The following is a 10252-nucleotide window of genomic DNA, read 5'->3' as shown; positions in this document are numbered from 1 at the left end:
TACTGGCATCCTTTTTTTGAAACTCGGGGCATCTTAACATAAGATCTTACTATGCGTACTTCAAAAAGAAAAAAAGCAACCTGGATCATTGCAGGAATAATCATTCTGGCCATTGCCATCCGGATCGCATTGCCATACATTGTGCTGCATTATGCCAACAAAAGCCTCTCGGAAATGAAAGGCTATTACGGTCACATTCAGGATATTGATCTGGCAATCATCCGCGGCGCTTATCGTGTGGACAGCATTTATCTCAATAAAGCGGATACCGTAACCGGCAAACAAACGCCATTTTTTGCAGCTTCCACCATTGATCTTGCGATTGAATGGAAGGCGCTTATCAAAGGATCGATTGCCGGTCAGGTGGAAGTTGAGAAGCCGCTGCTTGTTTTTACAAAGGATAAGGTTGAGCCGAAACAGATTGCAGAGGATTCGGCTGATTTCAAAAAGGTGTTAGACGATTTTATGCCGCTCAACATTAACCGGTTCGAGCTCCACAATGGCATCGTCCGTTTTAAGGACCAAAGCACCTCGCCTAATGTGGATATAGAAATGAACAAAATGCACTTACTTGCTCAAAACCTGAGAAACAGTTACGATTCGACTGCGCTTTTGCCAGCCAGGGTCGATGCTTCCGCAGAAATATATGAGGGCACTTTAACCATGAATGCCAAGCTCAATCCGCTGGCCGATAATCCAACATTTGACATGAGTGCGGAGCTTAACAATACGAACCTTGTGAAGCTCAACGACTTTTTCCAGGCTTATGCAAAAATTGATGTCAACAAGGGTCGCTTTGGGCTTTATACCGAAGTCGCTGCCAAGGAAAACCGGTTTGCGGGTTATGTAAAACCTTTGATCAAAGATCTGGACGTGCTTGGTAAAGAAGACCGGAAGGATAACCTTTTCCAAAAACTCTGGGAAGCGGCCGCTGGCGGCGTCGGGCAGTTGCTCAGAAATCAGCCCAAAGATCAGGTTGCCACAAAAATCCCGTTCGAGGGCAAGCTGGACGACCCGCAAACCAACATTTGGTATGCTTTAAGCCACATCCTTCAGAACGCATTTATTCATGCCATTCAACCATCCATTGACAGCGAGATTAGCATAGCGTCTGTTGACAGTCCCAAGAAAGAAAACAAAACATTCCTGCAAAAGATATTTTCCGGCGATAAGAAGAAGGAAAAGAAAAAAGAAAAGAAAAAGGACAAGTGATTCAGCCGCGTATAGTGTGAATTTGCTATTGTGCTGAGCAGCTACATTATTTTCTTTTGTCCTGCACAAAAGAAACAGATTTGGTATGGATGATTTCCCTTATGTTGGCGAGATCAAAATGTTTGCCGGCAAGGTTGCGCCCGAAGGCTGGTCATTCTGTGACGGGACTTTGCTTCCTATTGCCGAAAACCATTTCCTATTTCACGTTTTAGGCACGACGTATGGCGGCGACGGAAAGCAAACTTTCGGTCTGCCAGATCTGAGGGGACGCCTGCCTGTCCATCAGGACGAAGGCCCGGGAGATGGAGAACGCCCGTTTAACGACGAAGAACCCTATTTGTTTGTGAATTATATCATTTCACTTTACGGGATATATGCCCCGCAAAGCTGAATGTTAGATGCATAATCCCTAAATCTGATCAAAATGGAAACACCTTTTCTAGCCGAAATCAAATTCATCCCCGCCCCCGTTGTACCCGAAGGGTGGGCCTTGTGTGACGGCCGAACATTACGCATTGCAGAGCATCCAGCTTTATTTGCCTTATTGGGAACAACCTACGGTGGCGACGGACATTCTACCTTTGCCCTGCCCAACCTAGCCGGCCGAAAACCCGTGCAAATCAAACTACATCCAGCCAAGCTTTCATCAGCCAACAAGTCATCACGCCCCCTCGGTCTGGACCGAACTAATCAGCCACACGCCGGAAACCAAGGATACGGCTCAACATACTTCTGCATTGCGTTGAAGGGTGTGTTTCCGGGGAGTTAGGGGGCCTGATCGATTCTCAACCCAGACGTATCTTCCCGGCTCCAAAGCATTAACCCAAGCCTAAGTCCAAAGGACAAATGCGCGGTTACTCTCTCGCCGACCGTGTAATTTTCGCCTTCGAAAAACGGGTCTGACGTTTTGATGGTTTGATTAACGTAATTGGTGTAAGATGACTTGGTGTTCGATAAGTCTAAACCTGTGAAAAAATCCAGCGTCACGCGTTGCCCCATCAGGAAGCGCCCGCCCAATTTTCCAATTGCGCCAATTTTGGTTTTCTGGAAATCGGCTTGGTCAAAATTAGCTTGCAGCGTATCACTGCCGGGCATGAAATGGTAACTTTTTCCGGCAGCGGCATTCATTTTTGAAACAAAACCTTCTGCGGCCATATACCAGCCCATCCTTTCCCTTTTGAACCAATAAAACTTCACTTCCGGCCGCACTTCAAACAACCGGTAATTTTTCTCCCATCGGGGTTCCGCAAAACCTAAACCCGCATTACCCGTAATGGGAACGCCTACGCCCATATTGAAACCCACAGACCAGCGTCCACCAAGCATTAATTCTGATCCGAAACGCACCGAAGGATCTGGAAAACCGAGCGGAACAATGTCAACATGCGCATCGATATTTTTCCTGAAAAGGTCGCGGCTTGATTGTGACCAGCTGGTAAAAGCGAGCAATACCAGCATGATGGTAGACAAATATCTCATATGTGATTTTTGGTTACAAAAGTATAAATTCTTTTATATTCACCTAATCATCACAATGCGCAAACGGATGGTAAATTGAAAAAGCTCAGGCGAAGGGCACGCTAGCGGTGTCTTTGTAGACTCCGGCAACACGTTTACCAAGCGCAGTGCGGAAGCCCTGAGGCCTTGCGATAATGCGCGCGCCAGTCCATGTGGATGCGATCACCATGCCGGCGGCAATCAGAATAATGTCTTTGATAATATACTGCGCTTCCAGTGTGGGCGCGTGTGATGTGCCGGAGAACAGCTCAGCAGGGTAAAGAAACAACGGCGACATGGCGCCGACCATTTGAATCGCAAGCAGCCATACGCCCACCCGCAGGAACATGCCGGTAAGGAAGCAAAAGCCGATCAGACATTCCAGAACTGCAACAAAAACCATGGCGCTATGACCCGTAAAAACCCCAAAGGTGAGTGCCGAAGTTGTGCGGGTTGCCAGGGATTCAATCGGACTTATGCCCGTAAAAAATTTGAGGACGCCGAAGCCCAGGAAAACGACCCCCATTGAAAAACGAAGGATGTTGATGCTGTTGGCTACCAGCCATTTATTGATGGCTGTATCTAATTTATCAAAACGGTCGAAGAGGCTGAGTGAATTTTTCATGGGTTATTTGTCAAGTTCCGTTAATCTACGCCGGGCCCGGCGCAATAGATCGGTTTACATTGAGAAATGCATCCATCAAGCTTTTCAAAAGTGTCAATGTTGTCGGATCAATTTTTTCTTCTGTAACCTTCGCACGGGCGGCTTTGATAAGCAACTGGGTGTTCTCTTCAAAGCGCGCACCTAACGTCCGCATGATGAGCGCAAGCTGTTCCTGAGCCCTTTCTCCTGATCCGGAAGCTGTGATCAATGCAACGGGTTTGTCTGAGAAAACAGTTGTCGATACCGTCCATTCGAGCAAATTTTTAAGCGCGCCCGGCAGGCTGAAAACATACTCCGGCGTGCAAATAATAACTCCATCCGATTCTTGAATCTTTTCACGAAGCTCAGCAATAATATCAGGCACATGATCACCATCCATATCCGGATTGAACATCGGCAGATGCGCAATGTGTTCAAAAAGTTCGATGTCCAGTTGCTCACCATATAGCTCGACAATCCACCTCAGAAGGTTCGAATTGGTCGAATTAACCCTTGTACTGCCAGAAATCGCAAAGATCTTCCTTCTGTTATTTTCCATTGTGGGATACGAATGTTTTCAATCTAGATTTCGATTGGCAAAAGATACTTAACCCTAACCAATTTGCCATATCTCCCCCCCCAAATGCAACGCTCGATAACCAAACCGGTGTCTATGCTGTCAATTGGTATATAGCAAGTAAAAATTACACTATTCCAATTAGTATTCTTCACATTCATCTGTAAACTTATCGATCATGAAGCACTTGCTCTACTTCGCTTTTCTCTTTTCGATCCCCTTTGCTGCGCTTGCAGAACGTGATGCCGAACCCCTTCTTACTTCCTCACAGACTGCCCCAAAACCATTTGAACAATGTCTGGAAGCAGAGGCGCAGGAGGGAAATGGCCCGGTTACCAGTGACCCCAATGCGTCAAATGGCCAGACGCGGGGCGACCAGGATTTTTACAATCATTATGTAACTTATGTAATTAGTCGTGTGCAAGTTGCCGGGCCGCATCAGTTGAAGCTGGTTTATTATGCCAGCGGTGCGCCGGAGGTGAGCATTACGGTAAACGGAAATGTGGCGGTCCCTTCAATGACTTTACCCGCTACGCATTCCTGGAACATTGTCAGCAGGGAAGAAACCATCGAAGTTTCTTTGACCGAAGGAACAAATTACATTAAGATCCAGTGTCTGCCCGGATACAGCATTCGTCAGGATAAAATTTGCGTCACAGGTCCCGGAAAGGAACAGGAACCGGCATGTAATTACAGCATCGCATCCATAGAACCATCGGTAAGCAATCCTGCGTGCTCCACTTCTGTTTATTTGACGGCGAATTGCACCGGCCCCGACTGTTCCGGCAATTCATTTACCTGGTCCGGACCGGGTGTTTCCTCCCAGTCAAGCTTCAACACTTACTTTATCACACCAGCAACGATCGGATCTTATGAATATGCTGTGAAAGTGACTAAGCCGGGTTGTCCGGACCAGACCGCTTCGCTGATATTGGAGGTTGACCATTGCGATCCGCCTGCAAACAGCGATGGCAGCATTTGTGTGGAAGCCGAAGATCAGCCCGGAAATGGCCCCATTACGAGCGACCCCAATGCATCCAATGGCAGCACAAGAGGCGACCAGAACAATTACAATCACTATGTTGACTATGCAATCAATGGCGTGGAAACCACCGCACCGCACCAGCTGACGGTCTTTTATTACGCGAGCGGAGATGCCAGAGCTGCCATTTCTGTGAATGGAAATGTGGTGATTCCTGCCGCCAATTTCCCGGCCACGCATTCCTGGAACATTGTTTTGCGGACAGAGACATTTGAAGTGAACCTTAACCAAGGCAACAATGTGCTCAGGATCGAGGGCTTGCCGGGAAACAGCCTCCGCCAGGACAAAATCTGCGTCGTTGACCTCGTCGCACACAATCCGATTTGTAATTATGAAACTTCTCCCACTGCCGGTCAACCCATATATGAGCGCGAGGCAGCCGTGGTCCTGAATGCGAATTGCGTGGGAACAGATTGCTCGGACATTACTTACACCTGGACAGGAAACGGACTAAATGCAACCGGCCAGAGCGTAGGTTTTACCGCTCCCTCAACGGTTGGAAGTTACATTTACACACTCACCACTTCGAAACCCGGATGCGCCGACAAAACAAGCACTGTTACGGTGAATGTGGACTACGCTATTGCGCCATGTCGCTTTTACTTTTATCCAAATGTGCTTTCAGGAGAACGGAGCTGCTCGACACCTATTTCGATTTACGCAGGTTGTGCGGAGTATGACTGTGATAATGTAACCTACAGTTGGGAAGGCCCTGGCGTAAATCAGACGGGTTCAGTGATCAACATGGTGACGCCCGACGCCATTGGCGCTTATGTTTACAAAGTAACTGCTTCAAAACCAGGCTGTGAAAGCCGGGTTGTAAATTACACCTTGAACATTACGTCTTGTGCACCGCCTGTGTCCGAAGCATTCAATGCATGCATAGAATCGGAAACGCAGGACGGATCTGCACCTGTAACCACTGACCCAAATGCTTCCGGCGGCGGAACCCGAGGTGATGAGGGCAATTACAATCATTATGTCATTTATTCATTCGACGGCGTGCCGGCAGACGGCATATATGAGTTAAAGCTGCGTTATTCCGCAAATTCAAGCCCTAATGTTTCCCTGAGCGTGAACGGCGGTTATTCGATTTATGGCAGAAACATTCCTGCAACAAATAGCTGGAATATTGTTTTCCGAGAAGAAGTTTTCCAGGTAACATTAAGAGCTGGCAGCAATGTGATCCGGATCGAAGGAGCACCGGGGCCAAGCCTCAGACAAGACAAAATCTGCATTTCCAGCCTGAATCAAAACAATGTCCGCATGGGTGCGCCGGAGCAGGTTTTTAAAGTTATTGAGCAAAAAGACAAGCTTAATCTGTTCCCTAATCCCGCACCAGGAGAATTTACGGCAGATTTTGACATGCTGACAGAAGATGGAAAAATCACCCTGACGGACATGCACGGAAAAGTCTGGTATGAAACAAAAGTGAAAGGCAAAGGATCACACGAGGAAAAGATCAGGCTACGCAATGCGCCGGCTGGAATGTATATCATGCAGATTAAAAGCGGCAAAACAACTTCAACAAAGAAAGTGGTTATCGCCCGTTAGTCATTCAAAAAAACAAAACCCCTCTTCTCAATGTTACCGGCCGGGATCTCCAAACAGGGATCCTGGCCGGCTTTTTAAAGGCATTCGGTTATTAATCTTCCGCCCGGAACACCCAGGATGGTGCCCGGTCAATTTTTTGGCGCAATAGCAAGTTTAATTGCGCGGCATGGTGCTGCACATGTCTCATATTATAGAATAGAATCTCCGGTATGGCATAATCCATGTCATCTTCCCCGGACCCTTCCGTCCAGCGCTCGCGCATTTGTTCTTCCGTCAGATTGCTGATAAAAACCCTGCACTTTTCCCGGAGCGAATCCACGTAAGTCAGCATTTCCGTTTTGGTGTAAATGCGATTGGGCACCATATCCCCTAACACACCCTCCGGCTTTTCCCCCGGTTCTGAAAATGTAAATGGCAAAACGGATGGAAATTCGCCGGTAAAGGGAATCGTCAGATAGTAATCCAGCATGATCAGACAATGATATGCGTTGTAAAAAAACCGGGTGTCAGTCTCCCAATATTCCTCAGGCCACATCTCAATGGCATGTTTCAATGTATCAATGCTGGCCCCAAACTGGCTCCAAAGACTTTGTTTTAAGATCGCTATCATGTTAAATCAAAAATTTACACCCGCAGTCACCTGTATTGTTGTGGTTTTCAAGTTTTGATAACCGGGAGATTCGTAAAAAGTCACATTCGTCTCATAGGTTCCAAAGCTCTCCTGAATCCTGATTGAAACAGGAATGGTCACTTTCCAAAGATCCACTTCAACGCCCGCGCCGGCCGTAAGACCGATTGCATCTTTGGTTGTCAGTGGATGCAAATCAGAATTTGTATTCATGAAATAGCACCCGGCAATTCCGCAAATATTGTTGGAAGTGTTGACTTTAAGTGACTGGCGTAAGCGAAGCATAGGTCCTGCTTCTGCAAAAGGCCGCACTTTACCAGACGAAAAAGTATAGCGCAGCAACACAGGCAGATGGAATGCGCGCCATTTCCAGATGTTTTCCATTTCAACTTGTGAATTGTCGCCAGTTTTACTGATTTGCCTGAATGTATTGAATCCTGGCTGGAAGTGAAGTGAAAAACCTTCTGGCTCCCTGGAAAGCGCGTATCGCAAATCCACCCCAGCGGTGAAGCCGGATATTTTGGAAAGGTCGTCGGTGGAAAATATTTTACCAAAAAGCTGCGGACCTCCATAAATGCCGACGCCGAACCGCCTGACCTGCTGGGCTTTGGCCGAAAAAGTAATCACCAGCATTAAAACAATGAGCAGTTTTAATTTTTTCATAAGTCAGCGGTTAGTTTGTTTGGAACATAAGCATGTAACATGCTATGCCACAGTCCTACAAAAGAAGTAACTGCATTAAACTACTGTTCAGATCTGCGTGAAAACAAGTTGCCTAATCAATGCTGCCAACATGAAACGTGAAGACCGATCCGTAATCCACATTGATTTCAAAACATTGATCAAGCGGCCTTCGAGCTTCTAATGCAAGCAACAGCCGGATCACGCCGCCGTGGGTAACTATTGCTATTTTTTCGTCCTGTTTCCCTGAAAGTGTTTTGAAAAATTCCTTAACACGTTTTTGCAAATCCAGCATACTTTCGCCGCCCGGAATGCGCACATTTACAAAGTCCTCCATCCAAAATTTCAGATCTGCCTGATCAACCGTATCCCAAGTTTCCCCCTCCCAATCACCGAAATGCAGCTCGCGCAGGCGCTCATCGACTTGGTAATTTGGGTTAATGGCTTTGGCAAGAAGCGTGCAACGTGTCGACGGACTGGAATAAACGGCGTCCAAATGTAAGGGAAGCTGCGACCTGATGTTGTCTAATTCCGTTTCAAATCCTGCTGCAAGCTCCACTTCTAAATATCCGTAAATCAGGCCGGGTGTAAGCAACGGCTTGGTGTGTCTGATCAGATAAACCTCCATAGGATCAACAGGAAAAAGTAAAACAACACTTCACAAACCTGCTGCACGGCCCCAAGACAATCTCCTGTGTAACCGCCAATCCATTTCTTAAAATAACTCCCCATTAAAAATGTTACCAATGCCAGCAACGGAATGATCATTAAAACCGCAGCTGATTTTAATGTAAAAGCAAGAAAAAACAGTGGCATCACACCAAATAAACCTGCGAGAGCGAATGTCGAAACAAGCATTCTTTTAGCGACAAATGCAGCTTTACTATCCTCCGTTTCACGCGCATAGGAAAAATAATAAACGATTATGACGCACATAAACCGGCTTAATGCATGTGCTGTAATCATACAGAAACCAATAATTGCAGCATTTGTAGAATTAGAAAGTGCATTTAAAAGGCTGAATTTCAAGGCTAACATTCCAATTAATCCAATGACGCCATAGGCTCCGATCCGGCTGTCTTTCATGATCAGCAGGATCTTCTCTTTCGTCCACCCGCCCCCAAATCCGTCACAGAAATCCGCGAATCCGTCTTCATGCAAAGCGCCGGTGATCAGCACGGAAGCGATCATGGAACAGATAATCGCAACCTGCACATCCACGAGCGCTAGCAACATCCAAACCAACGCAGCTCCGCCCCCGACGATCCAGCCAACGAGCGGCAAAAACCTCGTTGCCGGATTGAGATTATCAGGATCATGTTGAATGTAAGCAGGAATGGGAATCCGCGTGTAAAATTGCAACGCCGCAAAAAACAAGGTCAGTTGCTTTTTCATCATGCCGTTTTTTGACTCACTTGCGCGCTGTCGAAACTGGCCATTTCATTGAAAAAAGCCACAGCGCTTTTTATTAATGGATAAGCGACCGCACATCCGGTCCCCTCGCCCAGCCTCATATTCAGTTGCAGCACCGGATTTGCATTTAATTTTTGGAGCAAAAGCCTGTGCCCTTTTTCGTCTGACTGATGGCAAAAAATCGCGTTTTCGATGATCTTATTATTCATTTTAAATGCAGCTAAAAACGCGACGGAAGCGATAAACCCGTCGACCAGCACGATCATATTTTGCCTGTGCGCTTCCAGCATCGCACCGCACATCATCGCAATTTCAAATCCGCCGAACGTTCGCAAAATCTGCATCGGATCATTTCCGACTTGCTCATGAAATGTCAAAGCATTTTTCAATATTGAAAGCTTGTTTTCCAATTGCATTGCATCCAATCCAGTGCCTTTTCCCACACAATCCGCAATAGGAAGATCAAGCAATTTGCTCATAATGACAGCGGCGGAAGACGTGTTACCGATGCCCATTTCACCAAATCCAATGACGTTACAACCCGTTTCTCTAATGTCTTTCACAATCGCGGCTCCACTGGTAAAGCATTCAGCACATTGTTCCGCAGTCATTGCTTCTGCCGCCAGAAAGCTTTGCGTGCCAAAACCCACTTTTGCGTCAACCGGTTTTTTATCATTCTCAAAAACAAAGTCAACCCCGGCGTCTACGATAACAAGCTCGATGTCGTGTTGCCTGGCAAAGACATTAATGGCCGCTCCCCCGCTGAGGAAATTGAGAACCATTTGTGCGGTTACTTCGGCAGGATAAGCGCTCACGCCTTCTTTGGCAATGCCGTGACTGCCTGCAAAAACGACGATATGCGGCTTAATGATTTCGGGAGACAGCGTTTGCTGAACATTTGCAATCTGAAAAGCAATGTGTTCCAGCATTCCCAGCGAACCCGCCGGCTTTGTTTTAAAATCAATTTTCTGCTGAATCTGAGCGTCGAGATGTGTTTGTGACATA

The 10252-nt window shown here is 46.8% G+C and carries 12 protein-coding genes; 4 read left to right on the top strand and 8 right to left on the bottom strand.

Going from position 1 to position 10252, the window contains the following annotated elements; translation table 11 throughout:
* Window positions 1-51 precede the first annotated feature (51 nt).
* The 3 genes from AC0IYG_RS14510 to AC0IYG_RS14500 all read left to right on the top strand — a co-directional run bounded on the left by AC0IYG_RS14510 (window position 52) and on the right by AC0IYG_RS14500 (window position 1981).
* Window positions 52-1212 (top strand): DUF748 domain-containing protein, encoded by a 1161-nt coding sequence (locus tag AC0IYG_RS14510; RefSeq protein WP_471711780.1) that lies wholly within the window; start codon window positions 52-54, stop codon window positions 1210-1212.
* A gap of 85 nt (window positions 1213-1297) precedes the next feature.
* Window positions 1298-1603, top strand: coding sequence for a phage tail protein (locus AC0IYG_RS14505; protein ID WP_471711779.1), 306 nt, complete (start codon window positions 1298-1300; stop codon window positions 1601-1603).
* Window positions 1604-1636: 33 nt separating this feature from the next.
* Window positions 1637-1981 carry a phage tail protein gene (locus AC0IYG_RS14500; RefSeq protein ID WP_471711778.1) on the top strand — a complete coding sequence of 115 codons (345 nt, stop codon included), beginning with the start codon at window positions 1637-1639 and terminating at the stop codon, window positions 1979-1981.
* On the opposite strand, the gene AC0IYG_RS14495 is transcribed toward AC0IYG_RS14500, so the two are convergent.
* The 3 genes from AC0IYG_RS14495 to AC0IYG_RS14485 all read right to left on the bottom strand — a co-directional run bounded on the left by AC0IYG_RS14495 (window position 1978) and on the right by AC0IYG_RS14485 (window position 3911).
* Window positions 1978-2691 carry a hypothetical protein gene (locus AC0IYG_RS14495; RefSeq protein WP_471711777.1) on the bottom strand — a complete coding sequence of 238 codons (714 nt, stop codon included), beginning with the start codon at window positions 2689-2691 and terminating at the stop codon, window positions 1978-1980. The genes AC0IYG_RS14500 and AC0IYG_RS14495 overlap by 4 nt on opposite strands.
* Window positions 2692-2776: 85 nt before the next feature.
* The gene (locus AC0IYG_RS14490) at window positions 2777-3334 is read right to left on the bottom strand and encodes a DoxX family membrane protein (RefSeq protein ID WP_471711776.1); all 558 of its coding nucleotides are present in this window, start codon (window positions 3332-3334) and stop codon (window positions 2777-2779) included.
* 25 nt (window positions 3335-3359) lie between these two features.
* A complete protein-coding gene (locus AC0IYG_RS14485; RefSeq protein WP_471711775.1) occupies window positions 3360-3911 on the bottom strand; it encodes an NADPH-dependent FMN reductase in 552 nt (183 codons plus the stop codon).
* Window positions 3912-4107: 196 nt separating this feature from the next.
* On the opposite strand from AC0IYG_RS14485, the gene AC0IYG_RS14480 reads away from it, so the two are divergent.
* Window positions 4108-6525, top strand: coding sequence for a T9SS type A sorting domain-containing protein (locus AC0IYG_RS14480; protein WP_471711774.1), 2418 nt, complete (start codon window positions 4108-4110; stop codon window positions 6523-6525).
* Between the two features lie 91 nt (window positions 6526-6616).
* On the opposite strand, the gene AC0IYG_RS14475 is transcribed toward AC0IYG_RS14480, so the two are convergent.
* The 5 genes from AC0IYG_RS14475 to cobT form a co-directional block, all read right to left on the bottom strand.
* Window positions 6617-7135 carry a DinB family protein gene (locus AC0IYG_RS14475; protein WP_471711773.1) on the bottom strand — a complete coding sequence of 173 codons (519 nt, stop codon included), beginning with the start codon at window positions 7133-7135 and terminating at the stop codon, window positions 6617-6619.
* Window positions 7136-7141: 6 nt separating this feature from the next.
* Entirely contained in the window at window positions 7142-7816 is a 675-nt protein-coding gene (locus AC0IYG_RS14470) for an outer membrane beta-barrel protein (protein WP_471711772.1), read from the bottom strand.
* 112 nt (window positions 7817-7928) lie between these two features.
* The gene (cobC, locus tag AC0IYG_RS14465) at window positions 7929-8462 is read right to left on the bottom strand and encodes an alpha-ribazole phosphatase (protein WP_471711771.1); all 534 of its coding nucleotides are present in this window, start codon (window positions 8460-8462) and stop codon (window positions 7929-7931) included.
* On the bottom strand, window positions 8447-9232 hold the full coding sequence (locus tag AC0IYG_RS14460) for an adenosylcobinamide-GDP ribazoletransferase (protein ID WP_471711770.1): 786 nt from the start codon (window positions 9230-9232) through the stop codon (window positions 8447-8449). Before AC0IYG_RS14460 ends, cobC begins: the two co-directional genes overlap by 16 nt.
* On the bottom strand, window positions 9229-10251 hold the full coding sequence (gene cobT, locus AC0IYG_RS14455) for a nicotinate-nucleotide--dimethylbenzimidazole phosphoribosyltransferase (protein WP_471711769.1): 1023 nt from the start codon (window positions 10249-10251) through the stop codon (window positions 9229-9231). Before cobT ends, AC0IYG_RS14460 begins: the two co-directional genes overlap by 4 nt.
* Between the last annotated feature and the right edge of the window lies 1 nt (window position 10252).

It is taken from the genome of Dyadobacter sp. AC419 (assembly GCF_979253085.1).
The sequence above is the reverse complement of the archived record's forward strand: the minus strand, read 5'-3'. Positions and strand labels throughout refer to the sequence as shown.